At 62.2% G+C, this 20,122-nt stretch carries 20 protein-coding genes; 10 read left to right on the top strand and 10 right to left on the bottom strand.

Annotation, left to right across the window (positions count from 1 at the left end; genetic code table 11):
* The first annotated feature begins 81 nt into the window (after window positions 1-81).
* From PFLQ2_RS04310 to lnt, 4 genes are read left to right on the top strand one after another with little or no spacing between them, the layout of a single operon-like run.
* Window positions 82-1,092, top strand: a complete 1,011-nt coding sequence (locus PFLQ2_RS04310) for a PhoH family protein (RefSeq protein WP_003185746.1) — start codon at window positions 82-84, stop codon at window positions 1,090-1,092.
* Window positions 1,085-1,543 (top strand): rRNA maturation RNase YbeY, encoded by a 459-nt coding sequence (ybeY, locus tag PFLQ2_RS04305; RefSeq protein WP_003185749.1) that lies wholly within the window; start codon window positions 1,085-1,087, stop codon window positions 1,541-1,543. Before PFLQ2_RS04310 ends, ybeY begins: the two co-directional genes overlap by 8 nt.
* A gap of 40 nt (window positions 1,544-1,583) precedes the next feature.
* Window positions 1,584-2,423 carry an HlyC/CorC family transporter gene (locus PFLQ2_RS04300; protein ID WP_003185751.1) on the top strand — a complete coding sequence of 280 codons (840 nt, stop codon included), beginning with the start codon at window positions 1,584-1,586 and terminating at the stop codon, window positions 2,421-2,423.
* 26 nt (window positions 2,424-2,449) lie between these two features.
* A complete protein-coding gene (lnt, locus tag PFLQ2_RS04295; protein WP_003185753.1) occupies window positions 2,450-3,973 on the top strand; it encodes an apolipoprotein N-acyltransferase in 1,524 nt (507 codons plus the stop codon).
* Window positions 3,974-4,109: 136 nt separating this feature from the next.
* Here lnt and PFLQ2_RS04290 read toward each other — a convergent pair whose 3' ends face one another.
* Together PFLQ2_RS04290 and PFLQ2_RS04285 are read right to left on the bottom strand one after the other, a co-directional pair.
* The gene (locus PFLQ2_RS04290) at window positions 4,110-4,871 is read right to left on the bottom strand and encodes a YdcF family protein (protein ID WP_003185755.1); all 762 of its coding nucleotides are present in this window, start codon (window positions 4,869-4,871) and stop codon (window positions 4,110-4,112) included.
* Between the two features lie 102 nt (window positions 4,872-4,973).
* Window positions 4,974-5,294, bottom strand: coding sequence for a hypothetical protein (locus PFLQ2_RS04285; protein WP_003185756.1), 321 nt, complete (start codon window positions 5,292-5,294; stop codon window positions 4,974-4,976).
* Between the two features lie 291 nt (window positions 5,295-5,585).
* Between PFLQ2_RS04285 and leuS the strand changes: the two genes are divergently transcribed.
* The 5 genes from leuS to PFLQ2_RS04260 all read left to right on the top strand — a co-directional run bounded on the left by leuS (window position 5,586) and on the right by PFLQ2_RS04260 (window position 11,627).
* A complete protein-coding gene (gene leuS, locus PFLQ2_RS04280) occupies window positions 5,586-8,192 on the top strand; it encodes a leucine--tRNA ligase (RefSeq protein ID WP_003185758.1) in 2,607 nt (868 codons plus the stop codon).
* A gap of 90 nt (window positions 8,193-8,282) precedes the next feature.
* The gene (lptE, locus tag PFLQ2_RS04275) at window positions 8,283-8,888 is read left to right on the top strand and encodes an LPS assembly lipoprotein LptE (protein ID WP_003185759.1); all 606 of its coding nucleotides are present in this window, start codon (window positions 8,283-8,285) and stop codon (window positions 8,886-8,888) included.
* Between the two features lie 39 nt (window positions 8,889-8,927).
* Window positions 8,928-9,965: a DNA polymerase III subunit delta gene (holA, locus tag PFLQ2_RS04270; RefSeq protein WP_003185761.1), complete on the top strand. Its 1,038-nt coding sequence runs from the start codon at window positions 8,928-8,930 to the stop codon at window positions 9,963-9,965.
* A 102-nt stretch (window positions 9,966-10,067) separates the two neighbouring features.
* Window positions 10,068-10,232, top strand: coding sequence for an alternative ribosome rescue factor ArfA (arfA, locus tag PFLQ2_RS04265; protein WP_003185764.1), 165 nt, complete (start codon window positions 10,068-10,070; stop codon window positions 10,230-10,232).
* A 72-nt stretch (window positions 10,233-10,304) separates the two neighbouring features.
* Window positions 10,305-11,627: a lytic murein transglycosylase gene (locus PFLQ2_RS04260; RefSeq protein WP_003185767.1), complete on the top strand. Its 1,323-nt coding sequence runs from the start codon at window positions 10,305-10,307 to the stop codon at window positions 11,625-11,627.
* 130 nt (window positions 11,628-11,757) lie between these two features.
* Here PFLQ2_RS04260 and PFLQ2_RS04255 read toward each other — a convergent pair whose 3' ends face one another.
* Window positions 11,758-12,708: a S66 peptidase family protein gene (locus tag PFLQ2_RS04255; protein ID WP_003185769.1), complete on the bottom strand. Its 951-nt coding sequence runs from the start codon at window positions 12,706-12,708 to the stop codon at window positions 11,758-11,760.
* A 171-nt stretch (window positions 12,709-12,879) separates the two neighbouring features.
* Here PFLQ2_RS04255 and PFLQ2_RS30865 point away from each other — a divergent pair, with 171 nt between their 5' ends.
* The gene (locus tag PFLQ2_RS30865) at window positions 12,880-13,005 is read left to right on the top strand and encodes a hypothetical protein (protein ID WP_256572709.1); all 126 of its coding nucleotides are present in this window, start codon (window positions 12,880-12,882) and stop codon (window positions 13,003-13,005) included.
* Window positions 13,006-13,601: 596 nt separating this feature from the next.
* On the opposite strand, the gene lipA is transcribed toward PFLQ2_RS30865, so the two are convergent.
* From lipA to rodA, 7 genes are all read right to left on the bottom strand, one after another.
* Complete coding sequence (lipA, locus tag PFLQ2_RS04250) at window positions 13,602-14,624, bottom strand: lipoyl synthase (protein ID WP_003185770.1); 1,023 nt, start codon at window positions 14,622-14,624, stop codon at window positions 13,602-13,604.
* 1 nt (window position 14,625) lies between these two features.
* The gene (gene lipB / locus PFLQ2_RS04245) at window positions 14,626-15,273 is read right to left on the bottom strand and encodes a lipoyl(octanoyl) transferase LipB (RefSeq protein ID WP_003185771.1); all 648 of its coding nucleotides are present in this window, start codon (window positions 15,271-15,273) and stop codon (window positions 14,626-14,628) included.
* Window positions 15,273-15,548: a DUF493 domain-containing protein gene (locus PFLQ2_RS04240; RefSeq protein ID WP_003185772.1), complete on the bottom strand. Its 276-nt coding sequence runs from the start codon at window positions 15,546-15,548 to the stop codon at window positions 15,273-15,275. The genes lipB and PFLQ2_RS04240 overlap by 1 nt, the downstream gene beginning before the upstream one ends.
* 81 nt (window positions 15,549-15,629) lie before the next feature.
* On the bottom strand, window positions 15,630-16,787 hold the full coding sequence (locus PFLQ2_RS04235; RefSeq protein WP_003185773.1) for a D-alanyl-D-alanine carboxypeptidase family protein: 1,158 nt from the start codon (window positions 16,785-16,787) through the stop codon (window positions 15,630-15,632).
* Window positions 16,788-16,953: 166 nt separating this feature from the next.
* Entirely contained in the window at window positions 16,954-17,964 is a 1,011-nt protein-coding gene (locus tag PFLQ2_RS04230) for a septal ring lytic transglycosylase RlpA family protein (protein WP_003185774.1), read from the bottom strand.
* Entirely contained in the window at window positions 17,964-18,974 is a 1,011-nt protein-coding gene (mltB, locus tag PFLQ2_RS04225; RefSeq protein WP_003185776.1) for a lytic murein transglycosylase B, read from the bottom strand. The genes PFLQ2_RS04230 and mltB overlap by 1 nt, the downstream gene beginning before the upstream one ends.
* Window positions 18,975-18,991: 17 nt before the next feature.
* Window positions 18,992-20,095, bottom strand: coding sequence for a rod shape-determining protein RodA (rodA, locus tag PFLQ2_RS04220; RefSeq protein WP_050551607.1), 1,104 nt, complete (start codon window positions 20,093-20,095; stop codon window positions 18,992-18,994).
* Window positions 20,096-20,122: the final 27 nt, after the last annotated feature.

Below are 20,122 nucleotides of genomic sequence, written 5' to 3' on the forward strand. Positions count from 1 at the left end.
CTGTTTAAGACCTTTCGCACCCAGCCTACTGGCGTTATCCTTGGTTTCATCTCAATTGCCCCTGGGCGGCTAAAAACGACCTTGAACGCACCCATCGAACCACATCGCTTTATTCTCGAGCCCTTTGAGGCTCGCCGCTTCGCCAATCTGTGCGGGCAATTCGACGAGCACTTGCGCTTGATCGAACAGCGCCTGGCCATCGAGATCCGCAACCGCGGAAACCAGTTCGAATTGATCGGCGAACCCAAGCACACCACCTCCGCGGAAAACCTCCTGCGCCGCCTCTACCGGGAAACCAAGGGGAGCGAGCTGTCGCCGGACACCGTCCATCTGTTCCTGCAGGAATCGGCTGTCGAAGAACTCGACAACCCGGCGCCGTCGGAACCGGCCGTGGCCCTGCGTACCAAAAAAGGCATGATTCGCCCTCGCGGCTTGAATCAGCAGCGCTACGTGAAGGAAATCCTCGGCAACGACATCAACTTCGGCATCGGCCCGGCCGGTACCGGCAAGACCTACCTGGCCGTGGCCTGTGCGGTCGATGCGCTGGAGCGCGAACAGGTGCGCCGCATCCTGCTGGTGCGTCCGGCGGTCGAAGCGGGTGAAAAACTCGGCTTCCTGCCCGGCGACCTGGCCCAGAAGATCGACCCATACCTGCGCCCGCTCTATGACGCGCTGTACGAAATGCTCGGCTTCGAATACGTCGCCAAACTGATCGAGCGCCAGGTCATCGAGGTCGCACCGCTGGCCTACATGCGTGGCCGGACGCTGAACAACAGCTTCATCATCCTCGACGAAAGCCAGAACACCACCGTCGAGCAGATGAAAATGTTCCTGACTCGGATCGGTTTCGGCTCCACCGCCGTCATCACCGGCGACATCACCCAGGTCGATTTGCCTCGCGGCACCAAGTCCGGGCTGAACCATGTGATCCAGGTCCTCAAGGACGTGCCGGGCATCAGCTTCACGCACTTCATGCCCAAGGACGTGGTGCGCCACCCGTTGGTGCAGCGCATCGTCGAGGCCTACGAGCGCTTCGAGAATCGTGCGGACGAAGACGCGCCCGAAGGCAAAGGCAATCGCCACAATGCTTGAACTCGACCTGCAAGTGGCCTGCGAAAACGCCGCCCCCAGCGAAGCCCAGTTCCGCCAATGGTGCGAACTGGCCCTGCGCCAGCGCAGCGCCGACTCGGAGCTGACGATCCGCCTGGTGGACGAGCCCGAAGGCCGCGAACTGAACCACACCTGGCGGCAGAAGGACTACGCCACCAACGTATTGTCGTTTCCTGCCGACGTGCCCGATGAATTGCTCGACATCCCCCTGCTGGGCGACCTGGTGATCTGTGTCCCGGTGGTGGAGCGCGAGGCGGCTGAACAAAACAAGGCGCCCGAAGCCCATTGGGCCCATCTGGTCATTCACGGCTGCTTGCATCTATTGGGTTACGACCATATAGAAGATGACGAAGCCGAGGAAATGGAAGCACTGGAACGAACGTTGCTTGCAGAGCTGGGTCACCCCGATCCCTACGCCGGCGACGAACACTGATACATCAACCTGTAACGACAAAGGATTCAGAGTAATCGCTATGAGCGAAGATCGATCGAGCAACGGGCAGAAGTCATGGCTGGGCAAGCTCACCCAGGCTTTTGCCCATGAGCCGAAAAACCGCCAGGAGCTGCTGGAGCTGCTGCGCGATGCACACCAGAACAAACTGCTGGACAGCGAAGCGCTGGCCATCGTCGAAGGCGCCATCCAGGTCGCGGACCTGCAAGTGCGGGACATCATGGTCCCGCGCTCGCAGATGGTCAGCATCAAGGCGACCCAGACCCCTCGCGAATTCCTGCCCGCCGTGGTGGACTCCGCTCACTCGCGCTATCCGGTGGTCGGCGAGAGCCATGACGACGTCATGGGCGTGCTGCTGGCCAAGGACCTGCTGCCGCTGATCCTCCAGGAAAACGGCGACAGCTTCAATATCAAGGACCTGCTGCGCCCGGCCACCTTCGTGCCCGAGTCCAAGCGCCTGAACGTGTTGCTGCGGGAATTCCGTGCCAATCACAACCACATGGCCATCGTCATCGACGAATACGGCGGCGTGGCTGGCCTGGTCACTATCGAAGACGTGCTTGAGCAGATCGTCGGCGACATCGAAGACGAACACGACGTCGAAGAAGACAGCTACATCAAGCCATTGCCCAGCGGCGACTTCCTGATCAAGGCCCTGACGCCGATCGAGAACTTCAACGAGTTCTTCGACAGCGAATTCTCCGACGATGAGTTCGACACCGTTGGCGGCCTGGTGATGAGTGCTTTCGGGCACCTGCCCAAGCGCAACGAAACCACGGAAATCGGCTCCTGGCGCTTCCGCATCTTGAACGCCGACAGCCGTCGGATTCATCTGCTGCGCCTGTCTCCTATTGCCCGATAACCCCGCGAGCCCCGCTAAGGACAAAAATGCGCTGGATAACCCGCCCCGGCTGGCCCGGTAACCTGCTGGCCGTGGTGGCCGGTGCGATCACCACCCTGGCCCTGGCGCCATTCAACGTCTGGCCGCTGGCATTGCTCGCGGTCGGCTTGTTCTACGCTGGCCTGCGCGAGCTGTCGCCGCGCCAGGCCCTGGGCCGTGGCTGGTGTTTCGGATTTGGCCTGTTTGGCGCCGGCACCAGCTGGATCTACGTCAGCATTCACAACTTCGGCGGCGCCTCAGTGTTGCTCGCCGGGTTCTTGATGCTGTTGTTTGTCGCCGCCATCGCCTGGTTCTTCGCCCTGCCCGCCTGGTTGTGGGCGCGCTGGTTACGGCGTAATGAGGCACCACTGGCCGACGCCTTGGCGTTCGCCGCGCTGTGGCTGGGCCAGGAAGCCTTTCGTGGCTGGTTCCTCACTGGTTTTCCATGGCTTTATTCCGGCTACAGCCAGCTCGACGGCCCGTTGGCCGGCCTCGCGCCAGTGGGCGGAATGTGGCTGATTTCCTTCACTCTGGCCCTGACCGCCGCGCTGCTCTGCAACGCGCCGCGGCTGATCCGCAACGGGCGCAAAGGTTTTGTCGCCGCCGGCGTGATCCTGCTGATCGGCCCTTGGGTGGCCGGGATGGCATTGAAGGGCCACGCCTGGACCAGCCCTTCGGGCGAGCCACTGAGCGTCGCGGCGATCCAGGGCAACATCGAACAAAGCATGAAGTGGGACCCGGAACAGCTCAATGCGCAGTTGGCGCTGTACCGCGACATGAGCTTTGCCTCCAAGCGCGTCGACCTGTTGGTCTGGCCGGAAACCGCCGTACCGGTGCTCAAGGAGTCGGCCCAGGGCTACATCGACATGATGGGCAGCTTTGCCGCCGAGCGGCATTCGGCGCTGATCACCGGCGTGCCGATTCGCCAACTGGTGCGCCACGAGAAACGCTACTTCAACGGCATCACCGTGACCGGCGAAGGCGACGGTACTTACCTGAAGCAAAAACTCGTGCCGTTCGGTGAGTACGTACCGCTGCAGGACATCCTGCGCGGCCTGATCGCCTTCTTCGACCTGCCAATGTCCGACTTCGCCCGAGGCCCAGCCGACCAGCCGCTGCTGCAGGCCAAGGGTTACCAGATCGCGCCGTTCATCTGCTACGAAGTGGTCTACCCGGAATTCGCCGCCAGCCTCTCGGCCCGCAGCGACCTGCTGCTGACCATCAGCAACGACACTTGGTTCGGCACGTCCATCGGCCCGTTGCAGCACCTGCAAATGGCGCAAATGCGCGCCTTGGAAGCCGGTCGCTGGATGATCCGCGCCACCAACAATGGTGTCACCGGCCTGATCAACCCCTTCGGCCAGATCACCGCGCAGATCCCGCAATTCGAGCGCGGCGTCCTTTACGGCGAAGTGGTGCCGATGCACGACCTGACACCTTATCTGCAATGGCGCTCGTGGCCGCTGATCATCCTGTGCGTGTTGCTGCTGGGCTGGGCGTTGATTGCGAGCCGGATGTCGAAGACGGTTTAAGGCCTTTTGGTCACTCTGTGGCGAGGGAGCTTGCTCCCGCTGGGGCGCGTAGCGGCCCTGTTTTTTGGGTCTGCTGCGCAGCCCAGCGGGAGCAAGCTCCCTCGCCACGACGGTGTACGTCCGGTCCTTTCGTATTTCAGCGGTAGAACAGCGAATACCCCACCAGCCCCACCGCCTCATTCAACAACTGCCCCGACTGCCAGATCGACTTGAACTCCGGCATCCAGCCGCCCAGCGGCCGGGCGTTATCTGGTCCGAGGAAACCCACCGGCGCCGGTACCACCTCGAATCCCGCTCGCTGGAAGCTCAAGACCGCCCGCGGCATGTGCCACGCCTGGGTGATCACCACGACACGCTTGATGCCCGCTGGCAGGAGTATCTCCGCGCTCATCTGGGCGTTTTCCCACGTCGTGCGGCTGCGCTCCTCCTGCCAACGAACGCTGACAGCAAAATCATCCTGCATCGAATCAGCCATCAGCCTCGCCTCGCTGGGCGGCGTGCCGTAGTGCAAGCCGCCGGAAGTCAGCACCGGCAACCCCGAGGCCTTGGCCAATCGCGCCGCGTACCGCTGGCGCTCCAAGCCGACACCGGTGGGCTGGTCGGTGCCCCAGGCCGGGTCACCCCGCTCGCGACCGGAACCCAGCACCACGATGGCATCGGCCCGTTGGGCCAGGGTCGCCCATTCACTGCGGGCCAACGGCGGCTCGCGCTCCAGGGCCTTGGCGCTCCACTGCACCACCACTGGCAGGCTCATCAGCCAGAAACCACCCAGCCCCACGACGAAACACAGGCGGGCCAGGCGCGGCCGGGAATTGCGCCACCACCAGGCAAGCGCCAGCAGCAGCAACAAAATGCCGGGGGGCAGTAATAGTTGTTTGATGAAATAGCGAAACGGCATCGGGCATCTCCATAGATGCCCGAAGCCTAAGTGGGTTGACGCAAAGCGACAACAGATTCGAAAAAGCCTTGAATCAAAAAAGTGACACGCGCGAATCCGGCGTTACTTGAACTGCAGTGACCGGACCTTGACCGCATCCTTGTCCGGCGTCCGGTCCTTGAGCCATACAACCTTGGCCGAACGGGGCGCATCGGTACGCTTTCCTGCCAGGGCCCCACTGGTGGGGGCCTGATGTCCGACCTGCTCGAGATAAGCCTCGACCAACTCGAACTCCGCGGGGGTAAGGCCTCGCAGCTCCAGCTCTGCCGGGCGTTCATCACGCAAGCGACCGGCGGTTCTTGCAGCGTCCAGGGCCACCCCGAGACGATCGATCAGTTTTTCGTACAACTCAGGTGTCGTTACTTTTCGCTGTGATTCAACCATCCCTCACCTCATTGAAGATAAGACTCACTCCCCAATGAGAAGCTTAGCTTCGCTGGGCAAACCGGCAGGACGCCGCGACAAACGGCCCTGAACGCCCGCCACCGCCATGGGTCGGCCCGGTCCGAGCGCAATCAGGGTTTCCCTCGGCAGAGCGCGGTCATGTATGCTACGGCGCTTCCTGTAACTCCACTTCCAGCTCCGCTGGGCATCGAAAACGCCGCATTCGGCGTCGTCTGCGTCCAGCATGGCAACGAAGAGGATTGGGCCACCCCATTCAGTACAAAAGTAGCCATGCACGAACTCTACCAGCCCCGTGAAATCGAAGCCGCCGCCCAGTCGTTCTGGGACGAGCAAAAGTCCTTTGAAGTCAGTGAACAGCCAGGCAAGGAGACTTACTACTGCCTGTCGATGTTCCCTTACCCCAGCGGCAAGCTACACATGGGGCACGTGCGCAACTACACCATCGGCGACGTGATCTCCCGCTACCAGCGCATGCAAGGCAAGAACGTCCTGCAACCGATGGGTTGGGATGCCTTCGGCATGCCGGCGGAAAACGCCGCGATGAAGAACAATGTGGCCCCTGCCAAGTGGACTTACGAAAACATCGCCTACATGAAGACCCAGCTGCGCAGCCTGGGCCTGGCGGTGGATTGGTCCCGCGAGGTCACCACCTGCAAGCCGGACTACTACCGCTGGGAACAATGGCTGTTCACCCGCCTGTTCGAAAAAGGCGTGATCTACCGCAAGAACGGCACCGTCAACTGGGACCCGGTGGACCAGACCGTGCTGGCCAACGAACAAGTGATCGACGGTCGCGGCTGGCGTTCCGGCGCGCTGATCGAGAAGCGCGAGATTCCGATGTACTACTTCAAGATCACCGCCTACGCGGATGAACTCCTGGAGAGCCTCGACGAGCTGACCGGCTGGCCCGAGCAGGTCAAGACCATGCAGCGCAACTGGATCGGCAAGTCCCGGGGCATGGAAGTGCAGTTTCCGTACGACGTCGCCTCCATTGGCGAAGCCGGCAACCTGAAGGTTTTCACCACCCGTCCGGACACCCTGATGGGCGCCACGTATGTCGCCGTGGCCGCTGAGCATCCGCTGGCGACCCTGGCCGCGCGCAACAACCCCGAGCTGCAGGCGTTCATCGCCGAATGCAAGGGCGGCAGCGTCGCCGAAGCCGATGTCGCCACCCAAGAGAAAAAAGGCCTGCCGACCTCGCTGTTCGTCGAGCATCCGCTCACCGGCGAGAAACTGCCGGTATGGGTCGCCAACTACGTCCTGATGCACTACGGCGACGGCGCTGTCATGGCAGTACCCGCCCACGACGAGCGTGATTTCGAGTTCGCGCAAAAGTACAACCTGCCGGTCAAGGCCGTCGTACGCACCAGCGCCGGCGACCAGACCCCGGCGCCTTGGCAGGACGCCTACGGCGAACACGGCGAGTTGATCAACTCCGGTGAGTTCAACGGCCTGGATTTCGCCGGCGCGTTCGATGCCATCGAAGTCGCCCTGATCAAGAAGAACCTCGGTGCCTCCCGCACCCAATTCCGCCTGCGGGATTGGGGCATCAGCCGCCAGCGCTACTGGGGCTGCCCGATCCCGATCGTGCATTGCGATACGTGCGGTGACGTCCCGGTGCCGGAAGACCAACTGCCCGTGGTCCTGCCGGAAGACGTCATCCCCGACGGCGCTGGTTCGCCCCTGGCGCGCATGCCCGAGTTCTATGAGTGCAGCTGCCCGAAATGCGGCGCACCGGCCAAGCGTGAAACCGACACCATGGACACCTTCGTCGAGTCCTCCTGGTATTACGCTCGTTATGCCTCGCCACGCTATGAAGGCGGCCTGGTAGAAAAGTCCGCGGCGGACCACTGGTTGCCGGTGGACCAGTACATCGGCGGCATCGAACACGCCATTCTTCACCTGCTCTATGCGCGCTTCTTCCACAAGCTGATGCGCGACGAAGGCCTGGTGAGCTCCAACGAGCCGTTCAAGAACCTGCTGACCCAAGGCATGGTGATCGCCGAGACCTACTATCGTCGCGAAGCCAACGGTGCCTATACCTGGTTCAACCCGGCGGACGTCGAACTCGAACGCGACAGCAAGGCCAAGGTCATCAGTGCCAAGCTGATCGCAGACGGCCTGCCGGTGGAAATCGGCGGCACCGAGAAGATGGCCAAGTCGAAGAACAACGGCGTCGATCCACAATCGATGATCGACCAGTTCGGCGCTGACACCTGCCGCCTGTTCATGATGTTCGCCTCGCCACCGGACATGAGCGCCGAATGGTCCGACTCCGGCGTCGAGGGCTCGCACCGCTTCCTCAAGCGCGTCTGGCGCCTGGCCCAAGGCCACGTGACTCAGGGCCTGCCAGGCAAGCTGGACGTCGCAGGCCTGAACGACGAACAGAAAGCCATCCGTCGCGCCATCCACCTGGCAATCAAGCAGGCCAGCCATGACGTGGGCCAGAACCACAAATTCAACACCGCCATCGCCCAGGTGATGACGCTGATGAACGTCCTGGAAAAAGCTGCCCAGGTGACCGAGCAGGATCGCGCACTGGTTCACGAAGGCCTCGAAGCCGTGACGCTGCTGCTGGCTCCGATTACGCCGCACATCAGCCATGAGCTGTGGAATCGCTTGGGCCATGCTGACCCGGTGATCGATGCCGGCTGGCCGGTGGTGGACGAAAGCGCGCTGGTGCAGGACAGCCTGACCCTGGTCATCCAGGTCAACGGCAAACTGCGCGGCCAGATTGAGATGCCAGCTGCGGCCACTCGCGAAGAAGTCGAGGCCGCTGCACGGGCCAACGAAAACGTGTTGCGCTTCGTCGATGGCCTGACGATCCGCAAAGTGATCGTCGTGCCCGGCAAACTGGTCAACATCGTCGCAAGCTAATTGGATCGGGCGCCAGGCCACGGGTCTGGCGCCGAATTTATCCTGCCGGGTCGCACGGTCGACCCATAGGGTTTCAAGGGGAGCAACAAGATGATCAAACGTAATCTGCTGGTAGTGGGCCTGGCGGTCCTGTTGAGCGCCTGCGGCTTCCAGCTGCGTGGCACCGGCACCACCGAGCTGGCCATCAAGGAACTGGACCTCAGCGCACGGGACGCCTACGGCGAAACCGTGAAGATGCTGCGCCAGACCCTGGAGAACAGCGGCGTGAAAGTCTATAGCGGCGCGCCGTACAAGCTGGTGCTGACCAGTGAACAGCAAAGCCAGCGCAGCCTGAGCTACGCCGGTGCCGGTCGTTCGGCCGAGTACGAGCTGACCAACGTGCTGAACTATGAGATCCGCGGCAATAACAACCTGTCGTTGCTCGACGACAAATTGCAAGTGCAGAAGGTCTACCTACACGACGGCAACAACATCACCGGTTCCGACCAGGAGTCCATCGAAGTGCGCGGCGAAATGCGCCGTGAACTGGTACAGCGCATGATGCTGCGCCTGCAACAGCTGAGCCCGGCCCAGCTGGAGCAGCTGCAACAGACGGCCAATGCCCGCGCCAAGGCTGAGGCCGACGCGCTGGAAGCGGCACGCAAGGCTGAGGCGGAAACCCCGCAACAGTCGCCGATGCAAATCCCGGCTGAATAAGCCTTGCGGGGCGCTCAAGCGCCCCGCTCGCCTGCCCTTATGAAGCTCGCCCCCGCCCAACTCGGTAAACACCTGCAAGGTGCCCTCGCGCCGGTCTACATCATCAGCGGCGATGACCTGTTGCTGTGCCAGGAAGCCGCCGACGCCATCCGCAGCGCCGCACGCCAGCAAGGCTTCGACGAACGCCAGGTATTCGCCGCCGACGCCAGTTTCGACTGGGGCACCCTGCTGCAGGCGGGGGCAAGCATGTCGTTGTTCGCCGAGAAACGCCTGCTGGAACTGCGCCTGCCCTCCGGCAAGCCCGGTGACAAAGGGGCCGCCGCGCTGATCGAATACTGCTCGCGCCCTGCCGAGGATACGGTGCTGCTCATCAGCCTGCCGAAACTCGACGGCAGTGCGCAGAAGACCAAATGGGGCAAGGCCCTGGTTGAAGGCCCACAGACCCAGTTCGTGCAGATCTGGCCGGTGGACGTCAGCCAGTTGCCGAGCTGGATCCGCCAGCGCCTGTCCCAGGCCGGTCTCTCGGCCAGCCAGGACGCAGTAGAGCTGATCGCCGCCCGGGTCGAAGGCAACCTGTTGGCCGCCGCCCAGGAAATCGAAAAGCTCAAGCTGATGGCCGAGGGCGGGCAGATCACCGTGGAAACGGTCCAGGCCGCCGTGGCCGACAGTGCGCGCTTCGATGTCTTCGGGCTGACCGATGCAATCCTCAACGGCGAAGCCGCCCACGCCCTGCGCATGCTCGAAGGCCTGCGAGGCGAAGGCGTCGAGCCACCGGTTATCCTCTGGGCCCTGGCCCGGGAGCTGCGCCTGCTGGCCAACCTGTCGCTGCAATACAGCCAAGGCGTCCCGCTGGACAAAGCCTTCAGCCAAGCCCGTCCACCGGTATGGGACAAGCGCAAGCCATTGATGAGCAAGGCCTTGCAACGCTATTCGGCGTCACGCTGGGCGCAATTGCTGCTCGAAGCCCAGCGCATCGATGCGCAGATCAAGGGCCAGGCCGCCGGTTCACCGTGGATGAGCCTCAGTCGGTTGTCGCTGTTGATGGCCGGCCAACGGCTGGCGTTGCCTGCTGAATAAACACTCTCTTCAGGCCAGAGGGCTTCTGTGCAGGGACTGGACAGCTGCCCAACTCTGCCCCATCATTTGCCCCGCAAAACCCACCCCACGAGAGAACCCAGCATGAGCAAGAAGCCATCCAAGCATGGCCCCAACAAGGCCAAGTCCATCATCGCCCAGCCCTTGTTCCGCAGCCGCCAGGAACGACCCAACAAGGGCAAAGGCAGCTACCGCCGCGAAGCCTTCCAGTCTGACAACTGGGAGGCTTCTTGCTTTGTGGCAGCTTGAAACACCCGGACAAGCCCTACACCCCTTTCGCATGATAAGGTCAGCACCTGATTTGTATTTCTGGACCCGTGCATGCCCTTTTGTCTTTCCCGTCGCTGGCCACTGCGCCAGATGATCGTTGCCGCAAGCGTCGCCCTGCTTGTCGCCTGCGCCGAAAAACCTACCGCCGCCGATGCCCAACCGCTCCAGACCGTCCCTGCCGTGACCGCGCCGGCCATCGTGCCGCCTGTGGTACCGAGCGGTGAAGACCTGGCCATTGCGCCCACCCAGACCTTCGCCGAATGGCAGGCCGGGTTTCGCAAGGAAGCATTGGCCGCCGGGATCCGCGCCGACCTCTTCGACCGCGCCTTTATCGGCGTCAGCCCGGACATGAGCGTGATCAAGGCCGACCGCAGCCAGCCGGAATTCACCCGGCCGGTGTGGGAATACCTCGACGGCGCGCTGTCACCGCTGCGCGTCAGCAAAGGCAAAGCCCTGCTGCAACAGAACGCGCAAATCCTGCAAAGCATTGAGCAGCGTTATGGCGTCGACCGCCAGGCATTGGTCGCGGTGTGGGGCATGGAAAGCAACTTCGGTCAATTCCAGGGTAACAAGTCGGTGATCAACTCCCTGGCGACCCTGGCGTATGAAGGCCGCCGCCCCGGTTTTGCCCAGGCGCAGCTGATCGCTGCGCTGCAAATCCTGCAGCAGGGCGATATCGCCCCAGAGAAAATGCTCGGCTCCTGGGCCGGCGCCATGGGCCAGACCCAATTCATTCCGACCACCTATAACACCCATGCGGTGGATTTCGACGGCGACGGGCGCCGTGACATCTGGGGCAGCTCCACCGACGCCCTGGCCTCGACCGCGCATTACCTGCAAAGCTCGGGCTGGCAACGCGGCCAACCGTGGGGGTTCGAGGTCTCGCTCAAGGAGGGCTTCGACTACACATTGGCCGATGGCACCCTCCGCAAGCCTGTGTCCGAATGGATACGACTGGGCGTTTCGGAATACGGCGGCTTACCCACAGCCCCCGATCAAGCACAGCTATCGGCGGCCCTGCTGTTGCCCGCCGGGCACCGCGGCCCCGCGTTCCTGGTGTTCGATAACTTCCGCGCCATCCTCAAGTACAACAACTCGTCCTCCTACGCCCTGGCGGTTGGCCTGTTGTCGCAACGTTTCGACGGTGGGGGGTTGGTCTACGGCCAATGGCCAAAAGACGACCTGCCCCTGAGCCGCAGCGAACGCATCGAGCTGCAAACACTCCTGGGCAAGCATAACTACGACGCCGGCAACCCGGACGGCATCATCGGCGCCAACACGCGCAAGGCGATCCGCAGCGCCCAGCAGTCGTTCGGCTGGCCGGCGGATGGCTACCCGACGCACCAGTTGCTGGAAGGGCTGCGTAACCGCTAGATCGCCTTATGGCAGCTGACATCATCGCGAGCAGGCTCGCTCCCACAGTTGGACCGTACTCCTCTGAAGGAACGCGGTTCCCTGTGGGAGCGAGCCTGCTCGCGATGACAGACTTCCAGACAACGCATCACTAGCGGCTGACCACCACATCCTGCTCCAACACCAGCAGCTTTTCCCCCGCATCGAGCTTCACCAGCGCCCCCATGGGCAAGGTCAGGTTCGGATCGCAGTGCCCGCTGCGCCAGCCGGACAGCACCGGAATGCGCAATGGCTCGAAGGTCTGCTTGAGCAACCGGTTCAACGCCTCGATATCCACCCCAGCGATATCTCCCACCAACACGCCACGCAGCTTCGCCAACGTGCCGGCCAGGCGCAGTTGCGTCAGCAAGCGGTCGATGCGATACAGCGGTTCGTTGACGTCTTCGATGAACAGGATCACGCCCTCGGCGTCGATCTGATAAGGCGTGCCCATGGTCGCGGCAATCATCGATAGATTGCCCCCCAACAGGCGACCCTGGGCGATGCCAGGTTCGACGGTGGTCAACGGGTATTCGGCGGGATGGTTCAGCGTGCTGCCGGCCTTTATTTGTCCACGCAGCATGTTGAAAAACGAGGTGACGGTGGGGGGTTCCTTGTCGCCCAGGAGATCGGCGTTGAGCAGCGGGCCGTGGAAGGTGACGAACCCGGCATAACGGCTGATGGCCAGGTGCAGGGCGGTGATGTCGCTGTAGCCAACGAAGGGCTTGGGGTTGCGTTTCAGGAGTTCGAAGTCGATGCGATCCAGCAGGCGTGGGGTGCCGTAGCCGCCGCGTAGGCAAATGATGGCTTTTATTTCTGGGTCGGCGAAGGCGGTGTGGAGATCGTTGAGGCGTGCTTCGTCGGTGCCGGCGAGATAGCCGTTTTTTTCATAGACGCCTGGGAGGATTCGTAGGCCGTGGCCTCGTGCGTGCATCCATTGGATGGCTTTTTCTGTGTCCAGGGGGGCGGGACCGGCGGGGGCTATTACGGCGATCAGGCCCTCGGGGGGGAGTGCTGGGACGGAGTGATGTGGAGATAGGGTGTGGGTGGGGCGGACGGTCATCCATGCATCTCCCGGTTTGAGTCGTGCTTATGTGTGTATATCCGTTGCTGCGGTAACGGCTTCTTATGGTTCCGCTCTTACAGCGGGTCACTTTTGAAAAGCCTGCGCGGCCCGGCGAAAAGTAACCAAAACGCTCTTGCCCCACCACTCGGTGCCTCGCTAGGGCTCGGCATGCCCGAACGCAGGCATTGCTCCGTGGGCCGCCGCGAAGGGCCATCCATGGCCCAGCGCGGCTATCCCGGCATCCATGCCGGGATGCCCACTGCGCAATGCCTGCGTTCGGCCAGCGTGGTTTAACGGGGCGCCCAGATCAAGATCAAGATCAAGATCCAAAGCAAAGCAAAGCAAAGCAAAGCAAAGCAAAGCAAAGCAAAGCAAAGCAAAGCAAAGCAAGAGCCGAGCACTTCCAGCATCTATGTGGCTGAACCACCGCCATCGAGAGCAAGCTCGCTCTCACATGGAATTGCGGCTGTTCACAACCTCTGCACACGACACAAAAACTTGTGGGAGCGGGCTTGCCCGCGAAGGCGTCGGCACATCCAACATCATCACAAACTGATACACCGCTTTCGCGAGCAAGCCCGCTCCCACAGGAGAAACGCGGTCCCCACCAAGAACCAGGTCGGCTCTAAGGCCGCCTCGCGAAGGACGTTGATCTGGGCGCCCCGTTAACCACGCTGGCCGAACGCAGGCATTGCGCAGTGGGCACCTCGGCATGGATGCCGGAGTGAGGGCATGCCGAGCCTAAGCGAGGCACCGAGTGGTGGGGCAAAGCGTTTTTGGTTACTTTTGGCGCTTTTCCAAAATTGACCCGCTGTAAGAGCGGAACCCTAAGCAGCCGTTACCGCAGCAACGGATATTCACACCACCCCAAAACCACCACCCAACAAAAATCAGGCCCCCAGCAGCTCAGCCTTAACCAACTTAGCCTGCTCATCCGCATGATACGAAGACCGCACCAACGGCCCCGAAGCCACATTCTTGAAGCCCATCTTGTACCCCTCCTCCGCAAACCAGGCAAAGGTATCCGGATGCACAAACCGCTGCACCGGCAAGTGACTACGCGAAGGCTGCAAGTACTGGCCCAAGGTCAACATGTCAATGTCATGCTCACGCATGCGCTTCATGACCTCGATAACTTCCTCATCCGTTTCACCCAAGCCCAGCATCAAACCAGACTTGGTCGGAATATGCGGCATCATCTGCTTGAAGCGCTGCAGCAAGGTCAGCGACCACTGGTAGTCCGAACCCGGACGCGCAGCCTTGTACAAACGCGGCACGGTTTCCAGGTTGTGGTTGAACACATCCGGTGGCTCGGCGGCGGTGATTTCCAGGGCGATGTCCATGCGGCCACGGTAATCGGGCACCAGGGTTTCCAACTGCACGTTCGGCGACAGCTTGCGGATCTCGCGGATGCAGTCGGCAAAGTGCTGGGCACCGCCGTCACGCAGGTCGTCGCGGTCCACCGAGGTGATGACCACGTACTTGAGCTTCAGGTCGGCAATGGCGATGGCCAGGCTTTCCGGCTCGTTGGCGTCCAGTGGCTTCGGACGGCCGTGGCCGACGTCGCAGAACGGGCAGCGACGGGTGCAGATATCGCCCATGATCATGAACGTGGCGGTGCCGCCGGAGAAGCATTCGCCCAGGTTCGGGCAGGAGGCTTCTTCACAGACGCTGTGCAGCTTGTGCTTGCGCAGCAGGGCCTTGATGCGGTCGACTTCCGGGGAAACCGGGATGCGCACGCGGATCCAGTCGGGTTTCTTCGGCAGTTCGGTGGTCGGGATAATCTTGACCGGGATGCGTGCAACCTTCTCGGCGCCGCGCAGCTTGACGCCGGCCTCTACCTTGGCACGCGGGGCCGGACGTTCGGTGACGTCCTGCGTCGGGATTATGGTTTGCACTGCATCAGTAGTCATATCAGTCGATTCCGCCCGTGAGGGTCGTCTGCTCAGCATAGTCGAGGTGTTTGACGAGCTGCGCGCGCAGCCGGGCACTTACCTCGGCAAATTCAATCGATCCTGTGTGATCGCGCAGCTGGGTCATCGCCAGCCCCGCGTAGCCACAGGGATTAATCCGTCGAAACGGCGAAAGGTCCATGTCCACGTTCAACGCCAGGCCGTGAAACGAACAGCCGTGGCGGATCCGCAACCCAAGGGAAGCGATCTTCGCCCCATCGACGTAGACGCCCGGCGCGTCCGGCTTGGCCGCCGCTGTCACGCCGTAGCTGGCCAGCAGCTCGATCAGGCACGTTTCCATGCGCGTGACCAGCTCTCGCACGCCGAAGCCCAGCTTGCGCACATCCAGCAACAGATAGGCGACCAACTGGCCGGGGCCATGGTAGGTCACTTGCCCGCCCCGGTCGACCTTCACCACCGGGATATCCCCCGGCAATAACAGGTGCTCGGCCTTGCCGGCCTGGCCCTGGGTGAACACCGACGGGTGCTCCACCAGCCAGACTTCATCGTCGGCGGTGGTGCCGCGTTCGTTCGTGAAGCGCTGCATGGCATGCCAGACCGGTTCGTAAGCCATCTGGCCCAGCTCGCGAAAGCCCAGCGTGCCCGGCATCACAACACCATGTGCACGAAACCGGTCGCTCGCAGCTCGCTGTTGATGTCGTAGAGCTGTTCCTGACCGGTGGCGATGATGTGCAGCTGGATGGTCGTGTACTTGCCGTTGGTGCTCTGGCGCTCGGCCAGGGTCTTGTGGTCAACGGTGGCATGCTTTTCAAGGATCGCGATGATCCGGTCCTTGAAGCCCACACCGGTGTCGCCGATCACCTTGATGGGGTAATCCGCGCAGGGGAACTCGATTTTTGGCGCCTTTACTTCAGAGTCTGTCATGGCGTAACGGCCTCGTAAGCCGTGGTAACGCACATGGCCCCGCTCCGGGTGGAAACGGGGCCATGCAGGTCAACACTTCGATCAGTTGAACAAGCCGTAGAAGAATAGACGGATGCTATCCCAGATGCGGCGGAAGATACCACCTTCCTCGACCGCGTCCAGAGCGATCAGGTCAGCGCTGTGCACCACTTTGTCGTCCAGCTTGACTTCGACTTTACCGATCACGTCGCCCTTGGCGATGGGAGCGGTCAGTTGTGGATTCATGGTCATGCTGGCAGCGAGCTTCTTGAGCTGGCCCTTGGGCAGCGTCATGGTCAGGTCCTGGGCCAAACCGGCCTTCACCTGATTGCTGGTGCCCTTCCAGACCTGGGCCTGGGCCAGTTCGGTGCCCTTCTGGTAGAAGGTCTGGGTTTCGAAGAAGCGGAAACCGTAAGTCAGCAACTTCTGAGTCTCGGCGGCACGGGCCACTTCACTGCTGGTGCCGAAGACCACTGCAATCAGGCGCATGCCGTCGCGCACAGCCGAAGACACCATGCAGTAGCCGGCTTCGTCGGTGTGACCGGTCTTCAGGCCATCGACGGTCTTGTCGCGCCATAGCAGCAGGTTGCGGTTAGGCTGCTTGATGCCGTTCCAGAAGAATTCCTTCTGGGAGTAGATCGCGTAGTGTGCCGGGTCTTCGTGGATGATCGCCCGCGCCAGGAGCGCCATGTCGTGCGCCGAGGAATAGTGCTCGGGGTTCGGCAGGCCGGTGGGGTTCATGAAGTGGCTGTTGGTCATGCCCAGGTCGGCGACGGTTTTGTTCATCATGTCGGCGAATGCATCTTCGCTGCCGGCGATGTGCTCGGACAGGGCAACGCTGGCGTCGTTACCGGACTGGATGATGATGCCATGCAGCAGGTCGCTGACGGTGACTTGCGAGCCGACCTTGATGAACATCCGCGAACCGCCGGTACGCCAGGCGTTTTCGCTGACGGTCACCGGATCGTTTTCACCGATCTGGCCACGACGGATCTCCAGGGTGGCGATGTACGCGGTCATCAGTTTGGTCAGGCTGGCCGGTGGCAGGCGCTGGTCACCGTTGTTCTCTACCAGCACCTCGCCGCTGCTGGCGTCCATGAGCACAAAGGATTTGGCGGCCAGTTGAGGGGGCGCTGGCATCATCTCGACCGCGAACGCGGCGGGTGAGAGCAGCAGCGGGACTAGCAGGCAAAGGCGTTTGGCAAAGGTGGTGATGTTCATCCGTCTCTCGAAATCGCTAATGGGACTGCCCGAAGGCAAAACTAACAGGCAGCTTTCTAACGAGCTGCCGCGTATTTAAGTTGCTCACTCACAACCCTTGCCGGGCTTTTGTTATTCATGGAGCCAACAACCTGACCCGCTCCGACCACAAGCGGGCCTCAATCAATTACTCGGCGGTGACCACGCTCGGCGAACCGAGATTGGCCAGTCGCACGCTGTTCTGTACCTGCTGGACTTCACCCGGAGAACCGATCGGTCCCAGGCGCACCCGATGCAGAGTCTGCTGGTTGCGCACGATCGAGCTGATGAACACCGGCGCGCTCACCATCGAGCTGAGCTTCGACCTCAGCAGCTCGGCAGCGTCCGGGTTGGCGAACGCGCCCACCTGCAGATACTGGCCAGACGCTGTTGCAGAAGCGTTTTTTTTTGCGTCCAACTGCACAGGCACTACGGCCGCGGCGTGTTGCTGCGGCGGTGGCGTCCATTGTTCGACCGTGCCGGTGGACGCCGTCACGGTCGGCGCGGCATTTTGCGCCACTTTCGGCTCGTTGAGCATCAAAGGCGCCGGACGGCCACGCTGGGCCCACCATTCCTGCGGGTCGATCCCTTCGACCTTGACCCGCGCGGTGCCGATTTCAGCGTAACCCAGCTTTTTCGCCGCCGCATACGACAGGTCGATGATGCGGTCGGAATAGAACGGCCCACGGTCATTGACCCGCAGGATCACGCTCTTGTTGTTGTCCAGGTTGGTCACCCGCACATAGCTGGGCAGCGGCAACGTCTTGTGGGCCGCGCTCATGCCATACAGGTCATACACCTCGCCGTTGGCGGTGTTCTGGCCGTGGAACTTGGTGCCATACCAGGACGCCGTCCCCGAAGCGACATAACGCTTGGAATCGGACAGCGGGAAATAGGTCTTGCCCAGTACCGTGTACGGGTTGGCCTTGTAGGGGCCGGTGTGCAGGGTCGGCGTGGCGTCAGGAATGCGCGAGACATCGACGTCCCACCACGGCGCGCCATCCTTGTGGGCCCGGTTGATGTCCAGGCCCGGCGTAGCACGCACGGCGGTGGAGTTTTTCTGGGCCGGCGCGCGGCTGGTCGTACAACTTACGACCAGCAACGACAACGCGGCCAATGCCACGAGCTTCAGGGGTTGATAGGTAGGCAATGCCCGCATTATTTGACGCCCCGTGCTTTGACCAGCTCTTCAGACAGTTGATATACAGCCATGGCGTACATCACGCTGCGGTTATAACGCGTAATCGCGTAGAAATTCTTCAGGCCCATCCAGTACTCAGGCCCTTGTTCGCCTTCCAGGCGCATCGCGGTGACCGGCATGTCGTCACGCAGCGCATCATGACTCGACCAGCCCAACGCCCGCAACTCCCCGACGGTTTTCGTCGGCTCGATGCCCTCGGTCAAACCCTCGTCCACCTGGTCGCCACGCACGTCGGCGCGGCTGACCACCGGCTCGCCGGCCACCCAGCCATGGCGCTTGAAATAGCTGGCGACGCTGCCGATGGCATCGGTCGGGTTGTTCCAGATATTGATGTGGCCGTCGCCGTCGAAGTCCACCGCATAGGCGCGAAAACTGCTGGGCATGAACTGCGGCAAGCCCATGGCTCCGGCGTAGGAGCCCTTGAGGGTCAGCGGGTCGACTTGTTCTTCGCGGGCCAGCAGCAGGAATTCACGCAGCTCCTTGCGGAAGAACTCGGCCCGTGGCGGGTAATCGAAGCCCAGGGTCGACAGCGCGTCGATCACCCGGAAATTCCCGGTGTTGCGGCCAAAAAAGGTCTCGACGCCAATGATGGACACGATGACCTGGGCCGGCACGCCATACTCCTGCTCGGCACGGGCCAGGGCGGCCTCGTGCTGGCGCCAGAAGTCCACGCCCCGGGCAATGCGCGCCTCGGTGATGAACATCGGCCGGTACTCGTTCCACTGCTTGACCCGTTCGGCCGGCCGGGAGATTGCATCAAGGATCGACTGCTTGCGCTCGGCCTCGCGGAACACCCCCATCAGCTGTTCGCCGGCGAAACCGTAGTCGCGGGTCATTTCGCCGACGAACTCGGCCACCTGCGGCGAACCTTCGTATTCGCCCGCCGAGGCATGCGGCGCACCGCCGAGGAAGCCGACCAGGCCGATCCAAGGCGCGTATCGCGTCGACCAGCCACGCATTGCTTGCATTGAACTCTTCACCTTATTCAAACCTGTGCGATCCACTTGCGATGGGTATGGATCGACATCAAGACCCCAAACGCTGACAGTAGTGTCACCAGCGAAGTTCCTCCGTAGCTAATGAAGGGCAACGGCACCCCCACCACCGGCAACAGGCCACTGACCATACCGATGTTGACGAAAACATAAACAAAAAACGTCATGGTCAGGCTGCCCGCCAGCAACTTGCCGAACAACGTCTGGGCCTGGGCGGTAATCACCAGGCCCCGGCCGATCAGCAACAGGTAGATCAGCAGCAGCACGCAAATGCCCACCAGGCCGAACTCCTCGCCCATCACCGCGATGATGAAGTCGGTGTGGCTTTCCGGCAAAAAGTCCAGGTGCGACTGGGTGCCCATCAGCCAGCCCTTGCCGAACACCCCGCCGGAACCGATGGCCGCCTTGGACTGGATGATGTTCCAGCCGGTGCCCAGCGGATCGCTCTCCGGGTCGAGGAACGTGAGGATGCGCTGCTTCTGGTAGTCGTGCATCACGAAGTACCACATGGCCACCGACACCGGTACGGCAATGGCGACTACGCTGAGAATCCAGCGCCAGCGCAACCCGCCCATGAACAGCACGAAGGCGCCGCCGGCCAGGATCAGCAGCGACGTGCCAAGGTCCGGCTGGCGCACGATCAGGATGAACGGGATGCCGATCAGCAACAGGCTGATGCACACATGCTTGAGCTGCGGCGGCAAGGTGCGCTTGGACAGGTACCAGGCGATGGTCGCCGGCATGATGATCTTGAGGAATTCCGAAGGCTGGAAGCGAATCACCCCGGGGATGTTGATCCAGCGGGTGGCGCCCATGGCGTTGTGGCCCATCACGTCCACCACCACCAGCAGGCTCACGCCCACGACATAGGCCAGCGGCACCCAGCGCGCCATGAAGCGCGGCTCGAGCTGGGCGATGACGATCATCGACACCAGGCCGATGCCGAACGAAGTGGCTTGCTTGATCAGCAAATCCCAACTCTTGCCGCTGGCCGAATACAGCACGAACAGACTGCCGGCGGCCAGGATCAGCAACAGGATCAGCAGCGGGCCGTCAATGTGCATGCGCTGCAACAGCGTGGCACGCCGACGCATCACGTCTTCGCTGGAGAGGATCCGGTC

Origin of the sequence: Pseudomonas fluorescens Q2-87, from assembly GCF_000281895.1 — a bacterium.
In the GTDB taxonomy this organism is placed as follows: Bacteria; Pseudomonadota; Gammaproteobacteria; order Pseudomonadales; family Pseudomonadaceae; genus Aquipseudomonas; species Aquipseudomonas fluorescens_S.